This is a genomic window from Cupriavidus sp. FW306-1B-F12B (assembly GCF_058781795.1).
This window is the reverse complement of the sequence record NZ_JBYSXC010000015.1, coordinates 1-22,849: the sequence shown is the minus strand read 5'-3', so window position 1 is coordinate 22,849 and position 22,849 is coordinate 1. Positions and strand designations below refer to the sequence as shown.

Sequence of the window (22,849 nt, the reverse complement as noted above, 5' to 3'; positions counted from 1 at the left end):
GTCGCTCCCGCTCAGTACGACTTGGGCAAACCCAGCACGCGCTCGGCGATAAAGCACATGATCAGCTGCGGGCTGACCGGCGCGATGCGCGGAATATAGGACTCGCGCAGCAGCCGCTCGACGCGGTACTCGCGCGAGTAGCCCATGCCGCCCAGCGTCAGGATCGCGGTCTGGCACGCGTTATGGCCAGCCTCGGCGGCGAGGTACTTCGCCGTGTTGGCCTCGGCGCCGCAGGACTGGCCGGCGTCATAGCGCGCCGCGGCCTTGAGCATCATCAGGTTGGCCGACTCCAGCTGCATCCAGGCCTGCGCCAGCGGATGCTGCACGCCCTGGTTCATGCCGATGGGACGGCCGAACACCACGCGCTCCTTGGCGTACTGCGTGGCGATGGCCAGCGCCGCGCGGCCCAGGCCGATGGCCTCGGCAGCGATCAGGATGCGTTCCGGGTTCAGTCCGTGCAGGATGTATTCGAAGCCCCTGCCCTCTTCGCCGATGCGGTCTTCCTCCGGGATGAACAGGTCGTCGATAAACAGCATGTTGGTATCGACGGCGGCGCGGCCCATCTTGTCGATCTCGCGAATCTCGATCTTGCTGCGGTCGACTTTGGTGTAGAACAGCGACAGCCCTTCGGTCGACTTCTTCACCGACTCCAGCGGCGTGGTGCGCGCCAGCAGCAGCATGCGGTCGGCCACCTGCGCGGTCGAGATCCAGATCTTGCGCCCGCTCACCGAATAGCCGCCCGGCACCTTGCGCGCAAAGGTCTTGAGCTTGGTGGTGTCCAGGCCCGCGTCGGGCTCTGTCACGCCGAAGCAGGCCTTCTCCTGGCCGGCGATCAGCGGCGGCAGGAAGCGGCCCTTCTGCTCGTCGGTGCCGAACACCACCACCGGGTTCAGGCCGAACACATTCATATGCACCGCCGAAGCGCCGGTCATGCCAGCGCCCGACTGCGAGATGGTCTGCATCACCAGCGCCGCCTCCAGGATGCCCAGGCCCGCGCCGCCGAAGGCCTCGGGCATCGCCACGCCCAGCCACCCGCCCTCGCACAGCGTCTTGTAGAACTCGTGCGGATAGGTGCCGGACTTGTCCAGGCGGTCCCAGTATTCCATGTCGAACTGCGTGCAGACCTGCTGCACGGCCTCGACGATGGATGCCTGTTCTTCGGAGAGGTCGAAATTCATAGCGTTACCTGCCTGATGTCGTTGTCTTGTTGGTTGCCTGATGGTTGCCCGAAGAGCGCCTATTCCGGCTGGATGCCAGCGTCTTTCACCAGCCGCGACCACTTCTGCAGCTCGGCCACGACAAACTGGCTGAGCTCGGCCGGCGTGCTGCCGAACGGCTCGAAGCCCAGCGCGTGGAACTGCGGCGCATGCTGCTTGCTGGTGGCGATGGCAACCAGCTCACGATTGAGCCGCTGCACCACCGGCGCCGGCACCCCGGCCGGCGCGAACACGCCGTTCCATGAGGTCACGTCGAAACCCTTCAGCTCCGGCACGCTCGCCAGCGGCGGCAGGTCGGGCAGCAGCGCGCTGCGCTGCGCGGTGGTCACCGCCAGCGCGCGCAGCTTGCCGGCGCGCACGTTGGCGATGCCCGCGGCAAAGTCGACGAACATCGCCTGCACCTGGCCACCCATCACATCGGTCATCGCCGGCGGCGTGCTCTTGTATGGCACGTGCAGCATGTTCAGGCCGGCCATCTTCGACAGCGTGGCGCCCGAGACGATGCCGGTGCTGTTGCCGCTGGCATAGCTCAGGCCCGGATGCGCCTTGGCATAGTCGATGAACTCACGCAGCGTCTTCACCGGCAGCGCCGGATTGACCACCAGCATGAACGGCAGGTTGCCCATGCGCGAGACCGGCGTGAAATCCTTGACCGGGTCATAGCGCAGCTGCTTCATCAGCGACGGGTTGGCCGAATGCGTGGTGTTGGTGGTCATGAACAGCGTGTAGCCATCGGCCGGGGCCTTGGCCACGAACTCGGCGGCAATGGTGCCGTTGGCGCCGGGCTTGTTATCCACCACCACCGGCTGCTGCAGCGCCTCGCCCAGGTATTTGGCGGTCAGGCGGGCCACGGCATCGGTGCCGCTGCCGGCAGCGAACGGCACCACCAGGCGCAGCGGCCTGGACGGGAATTCATCGGCCGACAGCGCCGGGGTGGCGGCCAGCGCCGCGGTGCACCCGAGCACCAGGCTGGCAAAGGCATTCCTGAAGGACTTCACGGTGGTTGTCTCCTGTAGTTGTTCAATCCCTTGCCGTGACCAGCCGCGTCTTATGCGGGCCGTATCACGCGCTCGGGGGATTCCCCATATGGCGGGGAATAGATGACCAGAATTTTGGCCGGCTCGTCGCTGACCACGGTGAACACATGCATCTGGTCCGGCGGGAAGAAGCAGCAGTCGCCAGGGCCCAGTTCCTTGCGCTGGCCGCCGACCTCGGCCACGGCGCGGCCTTCGAGCACGTAGCAGACCTGCTCGATGCCGGGATGCGCATGCGGCAGCGCGCCCTTGCCCTTCTCGATGGTGCCGTGGATCACTTCCAGGTGCCGCGATCCGACGGTCTCGGGGCCGATCAGCCGGCGGTTGAGGGTGCCGACATGGTTGGCGGGGTGGTAGCCCTCGACCTCGTCGGTCGAGATGAAATAGACGGGTTGGTCCTGCATGCGGCGCTCCTGCCTGAATTCATATTTATGAATAATAGTTTATCTACTTGAATTTACGCGTCAAATGATTTCGACGTCGTTGCGGGTTTACCGGGAGTGAATGCGAGGGGCGAGCGCCATCCTCACGCGGCGCGTGATCGGCAAAAAAGTGCTTCTTTGAGTTACCCGGCGATCAGCCGGCGAAGCGGTAGCCCACCCCAATCTCGGTCAGCAGGTAGGCAGGCTGGGCCGGGTCGGCTTCCAGCTTGTGCCGCAGGTGCCCCATGTAGACGCGCAGGTACTGGCTGCTGTCGGCATGCGCCGGCCCCCACACCTCGCGCAGCAGTTCGCGGTGGGTCATGACCTTGCCGCGATGCGCCAGCAGCACGGCCAGCAGCCGGAACTCGATCGGCGTCAGGTGCACCGGCACCCCCGCGCGCGTGATCTGGCGGTTGGCCAGGTCCACGGCGATCTCGCCGAACGCCACCTGCGCCCGCCCCTGCGCGCCGGCACGCACATGGCGGCGCAGCAGCACGCGCAGGCGCGCCACCAGCTCGCCCACGCCGAAGGGCTTGGTCAGGTAGTCGTCGGCGCCGGCGTCGAGCGCGCGGATCTTCTCGGCCTCGCCGGTGCGCGCCGACAGCACCAGCACCGGCACTTCGGTCCAGGTGCGCAGGTCGCCGATCATCGATACGCCGTCGCCATCCGGCAGCCCCAGGTCCAGGATCACCAGGTCCGGCTGGCGCGTGCCGGCCTCGATCAGTCCGCGCTGCAGCGACTCGGCCTCGTGCACGGTGCAGCCCTCGTCCTGCAGCGCCGCGCGCACGAAGCGGCGGATATGGGGCTCGTCTTCCACCAGCAGCACCGTGGGCGAAAACTCGAATGGCATGACGCGTCGGATCCTTGAAAGGTTGTCGGTTTCAGGCCGGCAAGCCGGCCGCTTCCGGTTCCAGCACTGGAGGGTTGCCGCGCGGCAGCGTGACCACGAAGCGCGCGCCGGTGCCTTCGCCCTGCGCCCGAGCATGCACCGGCTCGACGCGGATGCTGCCGCCGTGCGCCTGCACGATGGCCTCGCACACGGCCAGCCCCAGGCCCACCCCGCTGGTGGCGGACTCGCGCTCGCCGCGGGTGAATTTCTCGAACACCTTCCGCGCCATCGCCGCCGGCACGCCGGGGCCGTCGTCCTCGACGACCAGGTGCACGGCGTCATCGGAGAGCTCGCCGCGCACGCGGATCTCGGTGCCCGGCGCGGTGTACTTGGCCGCATTCTCCAGCAGGTTGCACAGCACGCGCTCCATCAGCACGCCATCGCATGCCACCAGCGGCAGCGCCGACAGGTCGGCCACCACCACGCGGTGCCGCGCCAGCGCATCGCGCAGCGACGCCAGCGCCGCGCCGGCCAGTTCTTCGAACGACTGCCATTCCTTGCGCAGCGCCACACTGCGGCTTTGCAGCCGCGCCATGTCGAGCAGGTTGGCCACCATCGCGTGCATGCGGCGCGCCTGGTCGCGCATGGCGCCGACGGTCTCGGCCACCTCCGGCGCCAGCGGCATCGTGCCGCGCTGCAGGGTCTCGGCCATGCCGATCAGGCTGGTCAGCGGCGTGCGCAGGTCATGCGACACCGCGGCCAGCAGCGAGCTGCGCAGGCGCTCGGACTCCATCGTCAGCAGCGCCTGCTGCGCCACCTCGACATAGTGCAGCCGCTCGATCGCAATCGCGATCAGCGTGGCAAAGACATCGGCCTGGCGCCGCAGCGCGGGCTGCGCAAACGCGCGCCAGGCGCGCGGCTCCACCGCCAGTACGCCGCGCACCTGCATCGGCGCCTTCAGCGGCAGGTACAGCACCGTGCCGGAAGGCAGCGTGTCGGTGCCGGTGCCGGCCGGCTGGCCGTGGTTGAAGACCCATTGCGCCAACACGTGGTCGACGGCATCGCTCTGTGCCGCACGGCCGGCCTCGGGATCCGTGGCCGCGGGCAGCAGCCGGCCGTCCGCGCCGACCAGGAAAAACGCGGCACGCGCATCGAACGCCGCGCGCAGGAAGCGGCTGCCGATGCCGACGATCTGCGCGTCGGTCAGCGCCGCCGACAGCTCGCGCGCCAGCTCGTACAGCGTGCGCGCATCGGTCTCGCGCTGCACCGATACCTGGGCCTGCTCGCGCAGGCCGGCCGTCAGTTGGCCGATCACCAGCCCGACTGCCAGCATCACCAGGAAGGTCACGAGGTATTGCACGTCGCTGACCGCAAACGACAGCTGCGGCGGCACGAAGAAGAAATCAAACGCCCCCACCGCCACCAGCGAGGCGAACGCCCCTGCCGCGCGTCCGTGGCGCAGCGCCACGCCGGCCACCGCCAGCAGGAACAGCATGGCGATATTGACCAGGTCGAACCAAGGCCGCGCCAGCGCCGACAGCGCGGTGGCGCCGGCGCACCAGGCCACCGCCCACAGCAGGCCCGGCCACTGCGCAGGCGCGGCTTCTGCCCGCGGCGGCTCGGTGCCGGGCAGCATGGGCGCATCACCGGAGGTGTCCTGCCGGACGCTGTCGGCCGCCACGCGGATCACGTCGATCTCGGGACACGCCGCAGCCAGCGCATCGGCAAAACTGGTGCGCCCGAACAGCCACGCGCGCGCGCCCAGCCATGGCGCCAGCGCGCGCGCCATCAGCGCGTGCATGCGGCCGGACAATGAAGCCCCGCCATCGGCCCAGCGCGCCGGCGTGCGGCCGATCAATACCTTGGTCAGGTTGTGCCGCCGCACATAGCCGGCCACCGCCGCCACCATGTCGCTGCCGGCCAGCGTTTCGGTACGCGCGCCCAGCGCCTCGGCCAGCCGCATGGCCTGGTCGAGCTGCTCGCGCTGGGCGTCGGGCACGGGTGCCAGGCGCGGCACCGACACCGTCACCACATGGCAGTCGCAATCGAGCTGCCCGGCCAGCCGGCGCGCGCTGCGCACCACCTGCGCGGCATCGCTGCCGTGGCCGACGCAGGCCAGCACCGCTTCACGCGTGCGCCAGACCGGTTCGATCGAGGCTTCCTGCCGGTAGGCGCGCACGTCGTCGTCGACGCGGTCGGCAGTGCGGCGCAGCGCCAGCTCGCGCAGCGCAATCAGGTTGCCCTTGCGGAAGAAATGCTGCACGGCATGGCGGGCCTGCTCGGGCACGTACACGCGCCCTTCGCGCAGGCGGCACAGCAGCTCGTCGGCGGGCAGGTCGACCAGCACCACCTCGCCGGCATCGTCGAAGACCGCGTCGGGCACGGTCTCGCGCACGCGGAGGCCGGTGATGCCGGCCACCGCCTGGTTCAGGCTGTCCAGGTGCTGGACGTTGACCGTGGTCCAGACATCGATGCCGGCCGACAGCAGCTCGGCGATGTCCTGCCAGCGCTTGGGGTGGCGGCTGCCGGGCGCGTTGCTGTGCGCCAGCTCATCCACCAGGATCAGCGCGGGGCGGTGCGCGAGGGCGGCATCGAGATCGAATTCCTGCAGCGTGCGGCCGCGGTAGTCGACGCGGCGCAGCGGCACGCGCTCGATGCCTTCGGCCAGTGCCTCGGTCTCGGCGCGGCCATGGGTTTCGACCACGCCCACCACCACGTCGCCGCCCTGCTCGCGCAGCGCGCGCGCCGCCGCCAGCATGGCGAAGGTCTTGCCGACGCCGGCCGAAGCGCCGAAATAAATGCGCAGGCGCCCGCGCGCGGCGCGTGCGCCGGCCGCCTGCATGCGCTGCAGCAGGTGGTCGGGGTCGGGGCGGGGATCGTCGGGTTGGCGCGGCTCAGGCATGGTGGGCGCGCTTGCCTCGCAGCGGCGGGGGCGCAGCCAGATTGTGCCACGCAGGCGCCGGCCTAAAGTGCGCCAAGGCAGACTAATAGCGATTTCCGATGATACGCCCCGCGCGCGCATTGCACTACATTCTTGACAGTGCAGTCGTATACATGCCATAGTTACGGGCGTATAGCATTCATGGAAACCGGTACTGTCAGGCTCCAGTTGTATAGGACCTGGCGCTATCACCCCTGACACTGGTTGCACGGACTGAAACGTCCACATCTTTCAGGTTCGCGGGGGCGCACCAGGGCATTAGCCCGGCGTGCAATACCAGTCGCTCCGGCGACCGCAGTTTCCCCCCGTGTGAACCAGCCGCTCCTTGCGGCAATCCCCTAAAGGACTGAATTGACTAAGATCGTCTTGAAACCCGGTGAGCCCGTTGAAGTTGCAATGCGGCGCTTCCGTCGCGCCATTCTGCAGACTGGCCTGATCGTTGAACTCAAGAGCCGCACCGCTTACGAGAAGCCGACGACCGAGCGCAAGCGCAAGAAGAAGGCCGCCGAAGCACGTCTGCGCAAGCGCCTGCGCATGCAGATGCTGCCGAAGAAGATGTACTGATCCGGTACGCTTCGCCGCCTGGCACCGCCGGGCATAAAAAACCGCCAGTTCGCTGGCGGTTTTTTTATGCCTCGCGCGCAGGCCAGCCCCCGCTGCGCCTTGCCGCCGCGGCTTTTGCTGCACTGCGCCACCTGAGCATTGCGCCGATGACCGGCATAATGGCGGATATTGCGCCCGTGCGGCGCCACACCGGACCCTGCCTTGACTGCCATCCTAGAGTTGCGCAAGGTGCGCAAGCAATACGGCGACACGGTCGTGGTCGACGACCTCGATCTCCAGGTATTTCGCGGCCAGTGCTTCGGCCTGCTGGGCCCCAACGGCGCCGGCAAGACCACCACGCTGCGCCTGCTGCTGGGCCTGACCACGCCCATGGCCGGCACGCTCACGCTGTGCGGTGAGCCCATCCCCGAGCGCGCGCCGCAGGCGCGCATGCGCGTGGGCGTGGTGCCGCAGTTCGACAACCTCGACCCGGATTTCTCGGTGATCGAGAACCTGCGCATCTTCGGGCGCTACTTCGGGCTGTCGTCGGCCGAGATCGAACGGCGCGTGCCGATGCTGCTGGAATTCGCCCGGCTGGAAAACCGCGCCGATGCCCAGGTGCGCGACCTCTCCGGCGGCATGCGCCGGCGCCTGACCGTGGCGCGCGCACTGATCAACGACCCCGACCTGCTGGTGATGGACGAGCCCACCACCGGCCTGGACCCGCAGGCGCGCCACCTGATCTGGGAGCGCCTGAAGTCGCTGATGGCCAGCGGCAAGACCATCCTGCTGACCACGCACTTCATGGAAGAGGCCGAGCGGCTGTGCAACTACCTGTGCGTGATCGACGGCGGGCGCAAGATTGCCGAAGGCAAGCCGCACGAGCTGATCGACAGCCAGATCGGCTGCGACGTGGTCGAGGTCTATGGCGATGAACTGGACACGCTGCGCGGCAGCCTGACGCCGCTGGCGCAACGTACTGAAATGAGCGGCGAGACGCTGTTCTGCTATGTGCGCGAACCCGCCCCGCTGCTGGCGGCACTGCACGGCAGGAACGGCGTGCGCTACCTGCACCGCCCGGCCAACCTGGAGGACGTGTTCCTCAAGCTGACCGGCCGCGAGATGCGGGACTGAACCGAGGGACTGACATGAGCGAACAGGATCCCCGCGCGGATACCACCACTGCCCCCGCGGCCGCCGGCGGCCACGCCGCCGCGACGCCGCGCCAGCGCTATCCGCAGCCGCTGCTGCCGCGCAACCTGCGCAACTGGATGATGGTCTGGTACCGCAACTACATGGTGTGGAAGAAGCTGGCCATCCCGTCGATGATCGGCAACCTCGCCGACCCGATGATCTACCTGTTCGGCCTCGGCCTCGGGCTGGGGCTGATGGTGGGCCAGGTCGACGGCGTGTCGTATATCGCCTTCCTGGCCGCCGGCACCACCGCATCCAGCGTGATGATGTCGGCCAGCTTCGAGTCGATGTATTCCGCGTTCTCGCGCATGCACGTGCAGCGCACCTGGGAGGCGATCATGCATGCCCCGCTGACGCTGGGCGACGTGGTGCTGGGCGAGATTGCGTGGGCGGCCAGCAAGGCGGTGCTGTCCGGGCTGGCCATCATGCTGGTGGCGGGCGCGCTCGGCTATGCGCAGATGCCCGGCGCGCTGCTGGCGCTGCCGGTGATCGTGCTGGCCGGCATTGCCTTTGCGGCGCTGGCGATGATCGTCACCGCGCTGGCGCCCAGCTACGATTTCTTCATGTTCTACCAGACCCTGGTGATGACGCCGATGCTGCTGCTGTCGGGCGTGTTCTTCCCGCTGGAACAGTTGCCCGAAGGCGTGCAGGCAGCCACCAAGGTACTGCCGCTGGCTCATGCGGTGGCGCTGATCCGGCCGCTGATGCTGGGCCGTCCGTCGGAGGATGTCGGCCTGCACCTGGCGGTACTGGGCGCCTATGCAGTGGTGGCGCTGGTAGTGTGCCTGGTGCTGCTGCGCCGCCGGCTGCTGCGCTAAGGCTGCCGCATGCCGGGCCCTCAGGCGCTGCCCACCAGCTTGAGCCCGGCAATCCCGCACACGATCAGGCCGATGCAGGCCAGCCGCGCCGCGGTGGCGGGCTCATTGAAGAGTATGATGCCGAGGATCGCGGTGCCGACCGCGCCAATCCCGGTCCAGACCGCATAGCCGGTCCCGACCGGGATATGCCGCAGCGCCAGCGCCAGCAGCACCACGCTGATGGCCATGCCGATCAGCGTGATAACGCTGGGCACCAGCCGCGTAAAACCTTCGGTGTACTTCAGCCCGATCGCCCACACCACCTCGAACAGCCCTGCCAGGGCCAGCAGTGTCCATGCCATATCGATTTCTCGGATTGCGTCGCAACGTGCGCAACGATAGCGGAGATTCCGCCACCTTGCAGCGCACCGTCCTGGCGCTGGCGGCCGCATGTGCCACGGCGTCACTGGCCGGGTGCATGGTGATGGCGGTGGGCAGTGCCGCGGTGTCGACGGTCGCTACCGTCGGATCGGCCGCCGTCAGCGTGGCAACGACCGCGGTCAGCACCACCTACGACGTCACGGCCGCAGGCGTGAAGGCCGTGGCCGGCAGCGACGAACCCGCGCCGCCCCCGTCGCCACAACCAGCGCAGCCGGCGCAATAGACCCTCAGTCGCCCAGGCCGCGCAGCAGGTCGGCCTTCAGGTCCTCGACCGACTCCAGCCCCACCGCCAGCCGGATCAGCCCTTCACCCACGCCCGCGGCCGCCTTGGCCTCGGGGCTCACGCGCGCGTGCGTGGTGGTGTACGGGTGCGTGATGGTGGTGCGGGTGTCGCCCAGGTTGCCGGTGATCGAGCACAGCCGGGTGTTGTCGATCACGCGCCAGGCATTGGCGCGCTGCTGCTCGGGCGTGGCGCCCTTCAGCTCGAACGACACGATCGCGCCGCCGCCGCTTTGCTGGCGCATGGCGATCTCGTGCTGAGGGTGCGACTTCAGCGCCGGGTGGAACACGCGCGCCACCGCCGGATGCGATTCCAGGAACTGCGCCAGCGCCAGCGCGCTGGCCGAATGGCGTTCCATGCGGATCGCCAGCGTCTCCATGCCCTTGAGCAGCACCCAGGCGTTGAACGCCGACAGCGTCGGGCCGGCGGTGCGAACGAACGGGAACACCTTGCCCATGATGAAGTCGTGCGTGCCCAGCACCGCGCCGCCCAGCACGCGGCCCTGGCCGTCGATATGCTTGGTGGCCGAATGCACCACGATGTCGGCGCCGAACTTCATCGGCTGCTGCAGCGCCGGCGAACAGAAGCAGTTGTCGACCACCAGCAGTGCGCCGGCGTCGTGGGCGATGTCGGCCACGGCGGCGATATCGGCCACTTCGGTCAGCGGGTTCGACGGCGTTTCCAGGAAGAACAGCTTGGTGTTCGGGCGCACCGCGGCGCGCCATGCGCTCAGGTCGCTCGGGTCGACGAAGGTGGTCTCGACGCCGAACTTCGAGAAGATATTGCCGAACAGCGTCATGGTCGAGCCGAAGATCGCGCGCGAGCTGACCAGGTGGTCGCCCGCCTGCATCGACGACAGCACCACCGACAGGATCGCGCTCATGCCCGAGGCGGTCGCCATGCAGGCCTGCGCCCCTTCCAGCGCTGCCAGGCGCGACTGGAACATCGACACGGTCGGGTTGGTGAAGCGCGAGTAGGTGAAGCCCTCTTCCGAGTTGGCGAAGCGTTCGGCGGCCTCGGCCGCGCTGTGGAAGCAGAAGCTCGAGGTCAGGTAGATGGCCTCGGAGTGCTCCATGAATTCGCTGCGCAGCGTGCCGGCGCGCACGCCGAGGGTGTCGATGCCGAGCGATTCGGGGTTGAGCGGTTCATTCATGCTGGTGGGGCGCGGTCGTACCCGCGCGAATGCGATGGTTTCGACGAGCCGGCGCCGGCCAGGTGGACCGGCGCGCGGCCATGAAAAAAGCCCGTGCGATCGGGTGGTCGGATCGACGGGCTTGCTGTTCTGCGAATGGCCTTCGGCTTCAGGCTGTGGCGGCCGGCTTCCGGAAATCGCTGCGCCGCGAAGGCACTGCGCATCGGGAATCGTTGCTGACCGCCATCTCTTTAGCTGTTTCGGGCTGGACCCGCGTCCGCAAGCTGACTATCAAATCGACGCCCGGCCATGTTACGGCCGGGCTCCTCATTCGTCAACGCGCGGACAGCGGCGGCACGGCTTACTCGTTGCCGCCGGAGCGCTGCAGGTGCAGTTGCGAGCGCTCGGTGTCGCCATTGGTGCCGTCGCGGTCGGCCTGACTGCGCGCCGTTTCGAGGCGGTTCAGGTAGGCCTCGTCGATATCGCCGGTGATGTAGCGGCCATCGAAGCACGAAGCATCGAAGTCCTTCAGCGCCGGGTTGATGTCGCGCACGGCCTGCTTCATCGCTTCCACGTCCTGGTACACCAGCTTGTCCGCGCCGATGATCTTCGCGATCTCTTCGTGGGTGCGGTTATGGGCCACCAGCTCGCTGCGGGTCGGCATGTCGATGCCGTACACGTTGGGGTACTTCACCGGCGGCGCGGCCGAGGCGAAGATCACCTTGTTGGCGCCGGCGTCGCGCGCCATCTGCACGATCTCGAACGAGGTGGTGCCGCGCACGATCGAGTCATCGACGATCAGCACGTTCTTGCCCTTGAACTCCACGCCCATGGCATTGAGCTTCTGGCGCACCGACTTCTTGCGCACCGCCTGGCCAGGCATGATGAAGGTGCGGCCGACGTAGCGGTTCTTGAAGAAACCTTCGCGGTAGTTCACGCCCAGGCGGTTGGCCACCTGCATCGCGGCCGGACGGCTGGAATCGGGAATCGGCATGACCACGTCGATATCGCCGGCCGACACTTCCTGGCGGATCTTCTCGGCCAGGTAGTCGCCCATGCGCAGGCGCGCGTCATAGACCGGCACGCCGTCGATGCACGAATCCGGGCGGGCCAGGTAGACGTACTCGAAAATGCACGGCGTCAGCACCGCGTTCTCGGCGCACAGCTTGGTGTAGAGCTTGCCGTCCAGGTCGATGAAGATGGCCTCGCCCGGCGCCACGTCGCGCTCGAGCTTGTAGCCGATGCCTTCCAGCGCCACGGACTCGGATGCCACCATCCATTCCTTGCCGGTGGGGGTCTCGACGCTGCCCAGGCACAGCGGGCGGATGCCGAACGGGTCGCGCACCGCCAGCATGCCGTAGCCGGCGATCTGCGCGGCGATGGCGTACGAGCCGCGCACGCGGCGGTGCAGGCCGCTGACCGCCGTGAAGATGGTGTCGGGGTCCAGCGCCATGCCGTTGCTGGCGCGCTGCAGCTCGTCGGCCAGCACGTTCAGCAGCACTTCGGTGTCCGAATGCGTGTTGATGTGGCGGCGGTCGCGGCGGAACATCTCCTCGCGCAGCTGCTCCCAGTTGGTCAGGTTGCCGTTATGCGCCAGGATCACGCCATAGGGCGCGTTCACGTAGAACGGCTGCGCTTCTTCCTCGCTGGATGCCGAGCCGGCGGTCGGATAGCGCACCTGGCCGATACCGGCGGCGCCCGGCAGGCTGCGCATATTGCGGGTGCGGAAGACATCGCGCACCAGGCCGTTGGCCTTGTGCATGTGGAAAGTACTGCCGTTGGCGGTGGCGATGCCGGCAGCATCCTGTCCGCGATGTTGCAACAACAGCAGGCTGTCGTAAATCAATTGGTTGACAGGCGTGGCTGAAACCACACCGACGATACCGCACATTGCCAAGCTCCCAGGAAAGGCTTTGAATCAGGGGGCGCAGCCTGGTCCGGAAATCCCCCGGACCCAAAGGCCTGCGTACTACCGACCGGGCACCATGCCCGGCTTCATGTCTTGACGTACTTCGCCAGCTCCGGCGGCAGCCATGGCTTCACCGATTCCATGGCCTGCATCACATAAGGGCGGCTTACCGCGTCGCGCCAGAACGGTTCTTCCGGCAATTTGGTCAGGCTGGCCAGCGTGACCATCACCATCACCAGCAGCACGCCGCGCAGCAGGCCGAACATCAGCCCCAGCCCGCGGTCGGCGGGCTTGAGCCCGGTGCTCTCCAGCAGCTGCCCGACCACCATGCCAGCCAGCGAGGCGCCCAGCACGGTGCCGATCAGCAGCACCACGAAGCCCAGCGCATGGCGCGCCAGCTCGCCGCCAGGCATCGATTCAGGCATCCAGCCCGCGGCCACCGCGCCATAGCGGAACGCCACCCAGAACGCCACCACCCAGCCGATCAGCGAGAGCACCTCGCGCACCAGGCCGCGCAGCACGCCGAGCACGCCCGAGGCCAGCAGGATGAAGACCACGGCATAGTCGAAGAAAGTCGGCTGCATCGTTGCTTGCGGCCGGGCACAGGCGCCGGCCGTGCTTGCCCCTTACTGTTCCACGACCTTCGAGGTCAGCCCCACCGCGCGCACGCGCTTGTCGGCAGCGTCGGCGGCGTCACGGTCGCTGAAGGGGCCGGCACGCAGCAGGATGCGCTCGCCATCGGCCAGCATTTTCTTTTCGACATAGGCCGGGACCTTGCTCGCCTTGAGCTTGGCCAGCCAGCCCTTGGCGCGTTCTTCGGAAGAAAAAGCGCCGATCAGGATCAGGTACTTGCCGCTGCCCGGCTTGGCTTCGGGCTTGGCTTCAGCCCGTTGCGCGGGCTTGTCCGCGGCGGCTGCGGCAGTGGCCGCGGGCTTGGGCGCGCTGACGATTTCTTCGCCGGCGTCCAGCGCCTCGGCATCATTGCGCGCCGCCGGCGTGGGCGGCAGCGGGTCGGCCTTGCGCGGCTCGACGCGGGGCTTCTGCGCCCCCTGCGCGCCGGTGACCCCGTTTGCGACCTTTACCGAGACGTCCTCGGACACCGGCCGCGGCTTGGTCTCGAACACGATCGGCAGCACGATCACGGCGGCCACCATCAGCACCACGGCGCCGATCAGGCGGCGGCGCGCGCGCTGCTTCTGCGGGAATTCGGGGTCGAGCGTATCGTCGGCATAGTCATCGGCCAGACGGCGCGACGAGGCGATGCCTGCACCCGTGTCGGTGCGCTGGCGCCGCGCACGCTCGGGTGCCGGGTCGTTGCCCTTGCGGGAAGAAAACAGCGAAAGCAGGCCCATAGATTGGTTCGGTGATACGGCCTTGTGGGGCCGCTCGTTGCGTTTGCCGCTCATTGATCGGCCAAGGCCGCCGGGGTTGCCAGGTCAGCGGGCGCCGGGGCGCCTGCTTCAGTTAGCCTGCGTGGCACGATAGGCCATCACGCCGGCGACGGTATAGAACGATCCGAAGACCAGAATTCTATCATTCTCGGTGGCTCGCTCGATGGCATCGCGGAATGCCGCCTCGGGGCTGGAGAAGCAGGCCGCGGTGGCGTCCGGGCCGGGGCGGAATCCGCCCGCCTCCAGCTTGGCGAGCAGGTCCGCGGCACTGGCGGCGCGCTCGGTCGGCAGGTCGCACAGGCACCAGTGGTCGACCTTGTCGGCCACGTGCTGCAGCACCCCGGCGATGTCCTTGTCCTGCATCGCGCCAAACACCGCATAGGTGTAGCGGAAGAACCCCATGTTCTCCAGGTTCTGCCCCAGCGTGGCCGCTGCATGCGGATTGTGCGCCACGTCCAGGATCACCGCCGGGCGGCCCGGCAGCACCTGGAAGCGGCCCGGCAGCTCGACAAAGGCCAGGCCGTTGCGCACTTCCTGTGCGCTGACCGGCAGGCGCGGGCGCATGGCCTGCAGCGCGGCCAGCGCCGCCGCCGCGTTGAGCAGCTGGTTGGCGCCTCGCAGCGCCGGGTAGCCCAGGCCGTTAAGCTTGCGCCCGCCGCCGCTCCAGTCCCATTGCTGGCGCTCCTGGCCCTTGGCGGCGTGGAAATGGTAGTCGCGCCCCACCAGCCACAACTCGGCGCCGACGGCCTCGGCGTGCGCCACCAGCGACTTGGGCGGCATCGGGTCGCCGCAGATCGCGGGCACGCCCGGGCGGAAGATGCCGGCCTTCTCGAAGCCGATCTCCTCGCGCGTATGGCCCAGGTACTGGGTATGGTCGATATCGACGCTGGTGACGATGGCGCAGTCGGTATCGATCACGTTGACCGCGTCCAGGCGCCCGCCCAGGCCCACTTCCAGGATGATCGCGTCCAGCCCGGCCGCGGCGAAGGCATGGATGATCGCCAGCGTGGTGAACTCGAAGTAGGTCAGGCTGACCGGGTCGGCAAAGCTGTTGCGCGCGCGCTCGACCGCCTCGAAATGCGGCAGCAGCTGCGCATCGGTGGCGATCTCGCCATTGATGCGGGCGCGCTCGTTGAACGAGATCAGGTGCGGCGAGGTATGGCAGCCCACCTTGTAGCCGGCCTCCAGCAGGATGCGCTCGAGCATCGCGCAGGTAGAGCCCTTGCCGTTGGTGCCGCCCACCGTGAGCACCACGGCGTCGATGCGCAGCCCGAGGGCCTCCTTCACGCGCGTGATGCGCGCCAGGCCCATGTCGATGCCCACGGGATGGGCGGTTTCGAGATGGGCAAGCCATTCGGGGAGCGTATGGAAGACAGGCATGTGGGGTGCGAGGAAAAGCTGTTGCTACCAGATTTGGCCAGCCAGCGGCAAAGTCAAGGCCAGGCTTGCGCCCGGCCCCGAGATAGCTGCCGGGGCGGCCAAGAAAAGCGAAAGGCGCGTCAACCACCCGCGCCCTTGATCTGCCATGCAGACGTTGTTATGCCACCGCGTCGGCCGGCTGCTTCTGCAGCAGCGCCAGCAGCTGCGCCAGTTCCGCGCGCATCTTGCGGCGGTCGACGATCATGTCGATGGCGCCCTTCTGGATCAGGAACTCCGAGCGCTGGAAGCCTTCCGGCAGCTTCTCGCGCACGGTCTGCTCGATCACGCGCGGGCCGGCAAAGCCGATCAGCGCCTTGGGCTCGGCGATCACCACGTCGCCCAGGAAGGCGAAGCTGGCCGACACGCCGCCCATGGTCGGGTCGGTCAGCACGCTGATGAACGGCAGCTTGGCCGCGCTCAGCTGGTTCAGCATCGAGGTGGTCTTGGCCATCTGCAGCAGCGACAGCAGGCTTTCCTGCATGCGCGCGCCGCCGGTGGCGGTAAAGCAGATGAACGGCACCTTCTGCTCCAGCGCTGCCTGCGCGCCGCGCACGAAGCGCTCACCCACCACCGAGCCCATCGAACCGCCCATGAACTCGAACTCGAAGCAGCTCACCACCACCGGGATGGTGTGGATGGCACCGCCCATCACCACCATGGCATCGGTCTCGCCGGTGTCTTCCATGGCGGCCTTGATGCGGTCCGGGTACTTCTTGGAATCCTTGAACTTGAGTGCGTCGACCGGCACGATCTCCTGGCCGATCTCATAGCGGCCTTCGGCGTCCAGCAGCCCGTCCAGGCGCGCCCGGGCGCTGATGCGCATATGGTGGTCGCACTTGGGGCAGACGTGCAGGTTGGCCTCGACGTCGGTCCGGTACAGGGTGGACTCGCACGACGGGCACTTGACCCACAATCCCTCAGGGATGCCCTTGCGGGTGCTGGGGTCGGTCTGTTGAATCTTGGGGGGCAGGAGTTTATCCAACCAGCTCATGAAAGCTCCTTTCGGATGACTGCGGTCCGCCGGCAAGCCCGGTGTCGGGACGCCTGTTGGCAGATGGCAGGGAATCAACCCGCGAATTTACCATGCCGGCCCGGTGACCTCGAAGCGCAACGCGCGATTTGCGCACATTGACGCACTTCTGAAGTTTCATCAGGCCGGCATTAGATCACTTCAACTATCCAGCGCCTGGCGGATCTCGGCGATAAACGCCTGCAGCGTCGCCACCGCCTGTTCGCGCGGCGTGTCCTCCAGCAGCTGCACCAGGCGGCTGCCGATTACCACGGCATCGGCCACGCTGCCGATCGCGCGCGCGGTCTGCGCGTCGCGGATGCCGAAGCCCACGCCCACCGGGAGGTTGGCATGCTGCTTGATCAGCGGCAGGCGCGCCGCCACGCTGTCCAGGTCGATCGCGGCCGAGCCGGTCACGCCCTTGAGCGACACGTAGTACAGGTAGCCGCTGGCCACGCGCGCCACGGCCTCGATGCGGGCATCGGTCGAAGTCGGCGCCAGCAGGAAGATCGGGTCCATGCCGTTGTCGCGCATCAGCGTGGCGAATGACTCGCACTCCTCGGGCGGATAGTCGACCACCAGCACGCCGTCGACGCCGGCTTCGCGCGCGGCGGCGGCAAAGACCTGCTCGCCCATGCACTCGATCGGGTTGGCGTAGCCCATCAGCACCACCGGGGTGTCGGCATTGGTCTTGCGGAACTCGCGCACCCACTGCAGCACCTGGGTCAGCGACACGCCCTGCGCCAGCGCGCGCTCGGAGGCGCGCTGGATCACCGGGCCGTCGGCCATCGGGTCGGAGAACGGCACGCCCAGCTCGATCACGTCGGCGCCGCCCGCCACCAGCGCATGCATCAGCGCCACGGTCAGGCCGGGCTCGGGATCGCCGGCGGTGATAAACGGAATCAGGCCCTTCTTCTGCTGCGCGGCCAGCGCCGCGAACGTCTTCTGGATACGGGACATATCAGGGAATCAGGTGAGGCCGCGGCGCCGGCGAGACATCGTCGTTGGCGGCGGCCAGGGTTGGGGTGGCGGCAGGCTCGGCCGCCGCGCTCGTGACGGCAAGAGCCGCGGCGGCGGCGGACACACGGCCGCACGCCACCTGCACATACTCCGGATTGATCTCGAAGCCGGCAAAGCGCCGTCCGTGGCGCAGGCAGGCCACCGCGGTGGTGCCGCTGCCGGCGAACGGATCCAGCACCAGGCCGCCCGGGGGGCAGCTTGACAGCACCATGCGCTCGACGATCTCCAGCGGCTTCTGCGTCGGGTGGTTGGCGCGCTCCGGGTCCTGGCGGTGGATGCGCGAGACGCTCCACAGGTCCTTCGGGTTGTAGCCCACCTCGAGCCACTTCTTGCCTTCGAAACGCGGACGGCTGCGCGCCTTTTTGGTCTCGGGGTCGTAGGGAATGCGGACCGGGTCGAGATCGAAGTAGTAGTCGCGCGCGCGCGCAAAAAAGCCGATGTTGTCGTGCACCGACGAGAACTTGCGCGTGGTGCCGCCCATGCTGGGCACGCGGCGGTCCCAGATGATCTCGTTGATCATGGTCAGGCGCCGCTTGAGCATCACGAACAGCTCGGGCGAATACTGCCAGGTGCAGAACAGGTAGAGCGTGCCCTTGGGCGCGAGCTTGGGCACGACCGCGTTCATCCAGCGCTCGGACCAGTCCAGATACTCCTGGCCCGACAGCAGGTCGGAATCGTTGCCGTAGTCCTTGCCCAGCCCATAGGGCGGATCGGCGACGATCAGGTCGACCGAGCCGTCCGGCAGGCGGGCAATGCCCTCGAACATGTCTTCCTGGAACAGGCGCAACTGGGCGGAATCGGGCGCACCGGACGCATCCGGTGCACCCGCGCCGCCCACGGCAAGTCCGGTCGGAGGCAGCGCGCGCATCAGAGCTTGAGCCCCGCGCGCTCGGCCACGGTGTGCATGTCCTTGTCGCCGCGGCCGGACAGGTTCACCAGCAGCAGCTTGTCCTTGGGCAGCGTCGGCGCCAGCTTGCAGGCATAGGCGATGGCGTGGCTCGATTCCAGCGCCGGGATGATGCCCTCGATGCGGCAGCAGTCGTGGAAGGCCTTGAGCGCTTCCTCATCCGTGATCGGCACGTACTGCGCACGGCCACTGTCCTTGAGCCAGGCATGCTCGGGGCCCACGCCCGGGTAGTCCAGGCCGGCCGACACCGAATGGGTCTCGATGATCTGGCCGTTGGCGTCCTGCAGCAGGTAGGTGCGGTTGCCGTGCAGCACGCCCGGCGTGCCGCCGGTCAGCGAGGCCGCGTGGCGGCCGGTGTCGAGGCCGTCGCCGGCGGCTTCCACGCCGATCAGCTGCACGTCCTGGTGCTCGATATACGGGTAGAAGATGCCCATGGCATTGGAGCCGCCGCCGACGCAGGCGATCACGGCATCCGGCTGGCGTCCCGTCATCTCCGGCATCTGCACCTTGGCTTCCTCGCCGATCACGCACTGGAAGTCGCGCACCATCATCGGGTACGGATGCGGGCCGGCCACGGTGCCGATGATGTAGAAGGTGTTCTCGACGTTGGTGACCCAGTCGCGCATGGCTTCATTGAGCGCGTCCTTGAGCGTGCGCGAGCCGCTTTCCACCGGCACCACGGTGGCGCCCAGCAGCTTCATGCGGTAGACGTTGGCGGCCTGGCGCTTGACGTCCTCGGCCCCCATGTAGACCACGCACTCCATGCCGAAGCGCGCGGCGATGGTGGCAGTGGCCACGCCATGCTGCCCTGCCCCGGTCTCGGCGATCACGCGCGGCTTGCCCATGCGCTTGGCCAGCAGCGCCTGGCCGATCACGTTGTTGATCTTGTGCGCGCCGGTATGGTTCAGGTCTTCGCGCTTGAAATAGATCTGCGCCCCGCCGAGCGTCTCGCTCCAGCGCTGCGCGTGGTAGATCGGCGACGGGCGGCCGACAAAGTGCTTCAGTTCGCGGCGGTATTCGGCATCGAACTCCGGATCCTTCTGGTAGTGCGCATAGGCCTCGCGCAGCTCATCGAGCGCGTGGACCAGCGTTTCGGACACGAAGGTGCCGCCATAGGGGCCGAAATGGCCACGGGAATCGGGCAGGTCGTACATGTCTAGACTCTTCGGAACAGCGGCCTTGCCTCATCCGGCAAGGGCGCATGGTTGACTGCGATGCGTGTGCGCGCATGCGGCAGGCCACGGGCGGCATGGGGAAAGACGCGGGACACGGCCCGGCTCATCCTGCCTCGGCACTGCGCACAGCGCGCACGAACGCGGCGATGCGGGCGTGGTCCTTCACGCCCTTGGCGGCCTCTACCCCGCTGCTGACGTCCACAGCGTAGGGCCGCACGCGTTCAATCGCGCCAGCGACGTTTTGCGCGTTCAACCCACCACTCAAAACGATGCGAGGAGCGCCGCTTGCGTTCGGGTTGCCGGTAGCTGGTACCGGGGGAGTAGGCGGAAGCCATGCCGGGGGAATCAGGGTCCAGTCGAAGACGTGGCCGCCACCGCCGTAGCCTTCGACGAAGGCATCGAGCAGCAAGGCAGCGGCATCACGGTATTGATCGGCAAATTCTACCAAATCGAGGCCCTGGCGCACACGGGCGGCGCGCAGGAATGGCAGCCGGCAGCGTTGCGACGCCTGCGAGCAGAACTGCGGGGTCTCGTCGCCGTGCAGCTGCAGCAGCGTCAGCGGCACGCGCTCGGCCACATGGGCGATGTCCTCCAGGTCGGCATTGACGAACAGCCCGGTGATCGCCACGAACGGCCCGGCGGCCTCGGCCAGCGCGGCGGCGCGCGCCACGTCGACGTAGCGCGGGCTGTTCGGGTAGAACACCAGCCCGATGGCGTCGGCGCCGGCGTCCACGGCCGCGCGCACGTCGTCCTCGCGCGTCAGGCCGCAGATCTTGATGCGGGTGCGGGCCGGCATGTGCACTGTGCTGCCCGCCGTGCTGCCTTCGGCGGCCTCAGGCTGCGTCATCGAACACTCCATGGAACAGGCTCGCGGACGGATCGGCCGCGGGGATCTGGTAAGGATCAGGATACTTGACGCCGACCAGGTAGAGGCCGTCCGGCATGAAGGTCGGCGCCGCCAGCTTGCGCTCGCGCCCGGCCAGCACCTGCGCCAGCCAGTGCGCCGGGTAGCGTCCGCGCCCCACCGCCACCAGGCAGCCCATCAGGTTGCGCACCATATGGTGCAGGAAGGCGCTGGCGCGAAAGCGCAGGAACACCCAGTTGCCGTCATCCTTGATGGTGACGTCGTACATGGTCTTGACCGGCGACTTGGCCTGGCATTCGGCGGCGCGGAAGGCAGAGAAGTCATGCTCGCCGAGCAGGCATGCGGCGGCCTCGCGCATGGCGTCGACGTCGAGCCGCTGGCCCGGCGGCAGCATCTGGTAGCCGGCGCGGCCGTGCACCAGCGGCACGCGGTGAGGCCCGGTGTAGAGCGCGTAGTAATACATGCGCTCGAACGCCAGGAAACGCGCGTGGAAACCCTGGTCCACCGGCAGCGCCCATTGCAGCGCGATCGACGGCGGCAGGAAGGCGTTGACGCCGCGCACCCAGGAAAATGGCTCGCGCTCGAGCGCCGTGTCCAGGTGGATGACCTGGCCGAGCGCATGCACGCCGGTATCGGTGCGCCCCGCCACGGTGGTCAGCAGGCGCACGCCGGCAAAGCGCTCGATGGCGTCTTCCAGGTGATCCTGCACGGTATTGCGGTGCGGCTGCGACTGCCAGCCGGAAAAGGCGGTGCCGTCGTAGTGCAGGCCAAGAGCGATGCGGTTCATGTCAGGGGATCAGGCAAGGCGGCGGGTACGTCCGGGCGCAGTGGTCCACGCCAGGTCCGCCGAAAAAGCAAATGCGCCGGAAGGGACGCTTCCGGCGCATCGCTTCAGGCTGCGGCAGCGCGTGCCGCGGCCGGACCGTCAATGATAGCTCAGGCCACTTCCAGCAGCAGCGAACGGGCCTCCGCCTGCAGCGGATCCTGCGACTGCTCGACCACTTCCTGCAGCAGTTCGCGCGCCCCTTCCTTGTCGCCGATCTCGATATAGGCACGAGCCAGGTCAAGCTTGATCTGCATGTCGCGCCCGCCGTCCACGCCGTCGACCGACAGCGTGCTCGGCGAACCCCCGTGCGTGAGGTCGCCGCCGGTTTCAGGCGCCACGCGCGACAGGTCGATCGGCTCGACCAGCTTGCCGTCGCGCAGCATGGTGGTGGCGGGCAGCGGCAAGGTGGCCTCGTCCGGCACGTCCTTGCCGCCGGCATCGGCTTGCGGGGCGCTGCCCAGGTCAAGCGACAGCCCCGACATGTCGAACTCCAGCGGACGGCCGCGGGTCGGCGTGTCGAGGGTGGGAACGTCGTCGGCAAGCGGGTCGGCGCCGGTGCCCGGCAGGCCGAGATCCAGCCGCACCGGCTCGCCGGCGTCGTGCGCGTCAGCGCCAAACACCATCGCCGCGGAAGCAGGCGCCACGATCGGCTCGCCGGCCGCCGGGGCCGGGAAGGCATCCAGCGGCAGCGCCAGGTCACCCAGCGACGGCTCCAGCCGCGGGATCGAGGCCGGATTCTGCGACGGGTCCTGGGTGCGCCACTGGTCGGTTGCCGGCGATGTCGTATCCGGCCCCGCCGCTTCGGGCGTCACCGCCAGGAAGAGCGCGTTGCCTGGCTCGAGCGCGCGCCCCATTTCTGCTGCCTTCAGCCATTCCGCCCCGTGTCCGCCGGTCTGGGCGAACATTTCTTCTGCAATCACGCGGAAACCTTCCACATCCTGTCTGTTGCTGTAAATCTCCAGGAGCTTGAGCCGCACCGGCTGCTGCTCCGGGTTCTTCTCCAGGGCTTCGCGCAGGATTTCCTCCGCCTGCACATCGCGCCCATAGGCGATATAGACCTCGGCCTCGGCGATCGGGTCGACCTCGTTGGCTTCCGGCGTGTTGTTGCCGATGCGGAAGTCCGCGCCGAACACGCTGTGCTGCGAGGTGTCGACGCTCTGCCCCCCGGCCGTGCCGAACAGCGAATTGGCACCGGCCATCACCGTGCTTTCCTGCGACAGGATGCTGTCGCCGAAGCCGGTCGCCTCGCTCGCCTTCTGCTGCTGGCGGCGGCGATAGATCGCATAGACGCCGAGCAGCGCCACCAGCAGGCCACCGCCGGGCAGCAGCATGGGGTTGGCCAGCAGGCCATCGATGAACGACGGTTCGGGCACCGGCTCGGGCTGGGCCACCACCGGCGGACGCTTGGCAGCGGGGGCCGACGCGGCGGCGGCGGCCTGCGCTGCGCTGGCAGGAACGGCGGCAGCCGGCTGCGAAGCGGGGGCCGCTGCCACCGCTG

Annotated in this window: 22 protein-coding genes; 4 read left to right on the top strand and 18 right to left on the bottom strand. The window is 68.1% G+C overall.

Annotation, left to right across the window (positions count from 1 at the left end):
- Nucleotides 1–11 precede the first annotated feature (11 nt).
- From AC3WLE_RS22905 to AC3WLE_RS22885, 5 genes are all read right to left on the bottom strand, one after another.
- Nucleotides 12–1,178, bottom strand: a complete 1,167-nt coding sequence (locus AC3WLE_RS22905; RefSeq protein ID WP_010814652.1) for an acyl-CoA dehydrogenase family protein — start codon at nucleotides 1,176–1,178, stop codon at nucleotides 12–14.
- A gap of 59 nt (nucleotides 1,179–1,237) precedes the next feature.
- The gene (locus AC3WLE_RS22900) at nucleotides 1,238–2,215 is read right to left on the bottom strand and encodes a Bug family tripartite tricarboxylate transporter substrate binding protein (protein ID WP_013957395.1); all 978 of its coding nucleotides are present in this window, start codon (nucleotides 2,213–2,215) and stop codon (nucleotides 1,238–1,240) included.
- 50 nt (nucleotides 2,216–2,265) lie between these two features.
- Nucleotides 2,266–2,655 (bottom strand): cupin domain-containing protein, encoded by a 390-nt coding sequence (locus AC3WLE_RS22895; RefSeq protein ID WP_492319840.1) that lies wholly within the window; start codon nucleotides 2,653–2,655, stop codon nucleotides 2,266–2,268.
- A 172-nt stretch (nucleotides 2,656–2,827) separates the two neighbouring features.
- A complete protein-coding gene (gene kdpE / locus AC3WLE_RS22890) occupies nucleotides 2,828–3,523 on the bottom strand; it encodes a two-component system response regulator KdpE (RefSeq protein ID WP_492319839.1) in 696 nt (231 codons plus the stop codon).
- Nucleotides 3,524–3,554: 31 nt separating this feature from the next.
- Nucleotides 3,555–6,404, bottom strand: coding sequence for a DUF4118 domain-containing protein (locus tag AC3WLE_RS22885; protein WP_492352064.1), 2,850 nt, complete (start codon nucleotides 6,402–6,404; stop codon nucleotides 3,555–3,557).
- Nucleotides 6,405–6,794: 390 nt separating this feature from the next.
- Between AC3WLE_RS22885 and rpsU the strand changes: the two genes are divergently transcribed.
- The 3 genes from rpsU to AC3WLE_RS22870 all read left to right on the top strand — a co-directional run bounded on the left by rpsU (nucleotide 6,795) and on the right by AC3WLE_RS22870 (nucleotide 8,998).
- Complete coding sequence (gene rpsU, locus AC3WLE_RS22880) at nucleotides 6,795–7,007, top strand: 30S ribosomal protein S21 (RefSeq protein WP_010814647.1); 213 nt, start codon at nucleotides 6,795–6,797, stop codon at nucleotides 7,005–7,007.
- Nucleotides 7,008–7,208: 201 nt separating this feature from the next.
- The gene (gene nodI, locus AC3WLE_RS22875; protein WP_026200447.1) at nucleotides 7,209–8,120 is read left to right on the top strand and encodes a nodulation factor ABC transporter ATP-binding protein NodI; all 912 of its coding nucleotides are present in this window, start codon (nucleotides 7,209–7,211) and stop codon (nucleotides 8,118–8,120) included.
- Between the two features lie 14 nt (nucleotides 8,121–8,134).
- Nucleotides 8,135–8,998: an ABC transporter permease gene (locus tag AC3WLE_RS22870; protein WP_492352066.1), complete on the top strand. Its 864-nt coding sequence runs from the start codon at nucleotides 8,135–8,137 to the stop codon at nucleotides 8,996–8,998.
- Nucleotides 8,999–9,018: 20 nt separating this feature from the next.
- Here the strand turns inward: AC3WLE_RS22870 and sugE are convergent, their stop codons facing one another.
- A complete protein-coding gene (gene sugE / locus AC3WLE_RS22865) occupies nucleotides 9,019–9,339 on the bottom strand; it encodes a quaternary ammonium compound efflux SMR transporter SugE (RefSeq protein ID WP_018309438.1) in 321 nt (106 codons plus the stop codon).
- Nucleotides 9,340–9,395: 56 nt separating this feature from the next.
- Between sugE and AC3WLE_RS22860 the strand changes: the two genes are divergently transcribed.
- Nucleotides 9,396–9,641 carry a hypothetical protein gene (locus AC3WLE_RS22860; RefSeq protein ID WP_340521393.1) on the top strand — a complete coding sequence of 82 codons (246 nt, stop codon included), beginning with the start codon at nucleotides 9,396–9,398 and terminating at the stop codon, nucleotides 9,639–9,641.
- A gap of 4 nt (nucleotides 9,642–9,645) precedes the next feature.
- Here AC3WLE_RS22860 and AC3WLE_RS22855 read toward each other — a convergent pair whose 3' ends face one another.
- The 12 genes from AC3WLE_RS22855 to AC3WLE_RS22800 form a co-directional block, all read right to left on the bottom strand.
- Nucleotides 9,646–10,851, bottom strand: coding sequence for an O-succinylhomoserine sulfhydrylase (locus tag AC3WLE_RS22855; protein WP_492352067.1), 1,206 nt, complete (start codon nucleotides 10,849–10,851; stop codon nucleotides 9,646–9,648).
- A 340-nt stretch (nucleotides 10,852–11,191) separates the two neighbouring features.
- Nucleotides 11,192–12,721: an amidophosphoribosyltransferase gene (gene purF, locus AC3WLE_RS22850; RefSeq protein WP_013957403.1), complete on the bottom strand. Its 1,530-nt coding sequence runs from the start codon at nucleotides 12,719–12,721 to the stop codon at nucleotides 11,192–11,194.
- Between the two features lie 104 nt (nucleotides 12,722–12,825).
- Nucleotides 12,826–13,323, bottom strand: coding sequence for a CvpA family protein (locus tag AC3WLE_RS22845; RefSeq protein WP_010814640.1), 498 nt, complete (start codon nucleotides 13,321–13,323; stop codon nucleotides 12,826–12,828).
- A 42-nt stretch (nucleotides 13,324–13,365) separates the two neighbouring features.
- Complete coding sequence (locus AC3WLE_RS22840) at nucleotides 13,366–14,091, bottom strand: SPOR domain-containing protein (protein ID WP_316150772.1); 726 nt, start codon at nucleotides 14,089–14,091, stop codon at nucleotides 13,366–13,368.
- A 108-nt stretch (nucleotides 14,092–14,199) separates the two neighbouring features.
- On the bottom strand, nucleotides 14,200–15,510 hold the full coding sequence (folC, locus tag AC3WLE_RS22835; RefSeq protein ID WP_492356202.1) for a bifunctional tetrahydrofolate synthase/dihydrofolate synthase: 1,311 nt from the start codon (nucleotides 15,508–15,510) through the stop codon (nucleotides 14,200–14,202).
- A gap of 157 nt (nucleotides 15,511–15,667) precedes the next feature.
- The gene (accD, locus tag AC3WLE_RS22830) at nucleotides 15,668–16,540 is read right to left on the bottom strand and encodes an acetyl-CoA carboxylase, carboxyltransferase subunit beta (protein WP_340521382.1); all 873 of its coding nucleotides are present in this window, start codon (nucleotides 16,538–16,540) and stop codon (nucleotides 15,668–15,670) included.
- A gap of 180 nt (nucleotides 16,541–16,720) precedes the next feature.
- Nucleotides 16,721–17,518 carry a tryptophan synthase subunit alpha gene (gene trpA / locus AC3WLE_RS22825; protein WP_492356201.1) on the bottom strand — a complete coding sequence of 266 codons (798 nt, stop codon included), beginning with the start codon at nucleotides 17,516–17,518 and terminating at the stop codon, nucleotides 16,721–16,723.
- Nucleotide 17,519: 1 nt separating this feature from the next.
- A complete protein-coding gene (locus tag AC3WLE_RS22820) occupies nucleotides 17,520–18,446 on the bottom strand; it encodes a DNA-methyltransferase (protein WP_492319834.1) in 927 nt (308 codons plus the stop codon).
- Nucleotides 18,446–19,639 carry a tryptophan synthase subunit beta gene (gene trpB, locus AC3WLE_RS22815; protein WP_010814634.1) on the bottom strand — a complete coding sequence of 398 codons (1,194 nt, stop codon included), beginning with the start codon at nucleotides 19,637–19,639 and terminating at the stop codon, nucleotides 18,446–18,448. The genes AC3WLE_RS22820 and trpB overlap by 1 nt, the downstream gene beginning before the upstream one ends.
- Before the next feature lie 124 nt (nucleotides 19,640–19,763).
- Nucleotides 19,764–20,507: a phosphoribosylanthranilate isomerase gene (locus AC3WLE_RS22810; RefSeq protein ID WP_492356200.1), complete on the bottom strand. Its 744-nt coding sequence runs from the start codon at nucleotides 20,505–20,507 to the stop codon at nucleotides 19,764–19,766.
- Nucleotides 20,494–21,312 (bottom strand): tRNA pseudouridine(38-40) synthase TruA, encoded by an 819-nt coding sequence (truA, locus tag AC3WLE_RS22805; RefSeq protein WP_492319832.1) that lies wholly within the window; start codon nucleotides 21,310–21,312, stop codon nucleotides 20,494–20,496. Before truA ends, AC3WLE_RS22810 begins: the two co-directional genes overlap by 14 nt.
- 149 nt (nucleotides 21,313–21,461) lie before the next feature.
- Nucleotides 21,462–22,849: motility hub landmark protein FimV (locus tag AC3WLE_RS22800; protein WP_492363595.1), on the bottom strand; the 1,388-nt coding region annotated here is incomplete at its 5' end.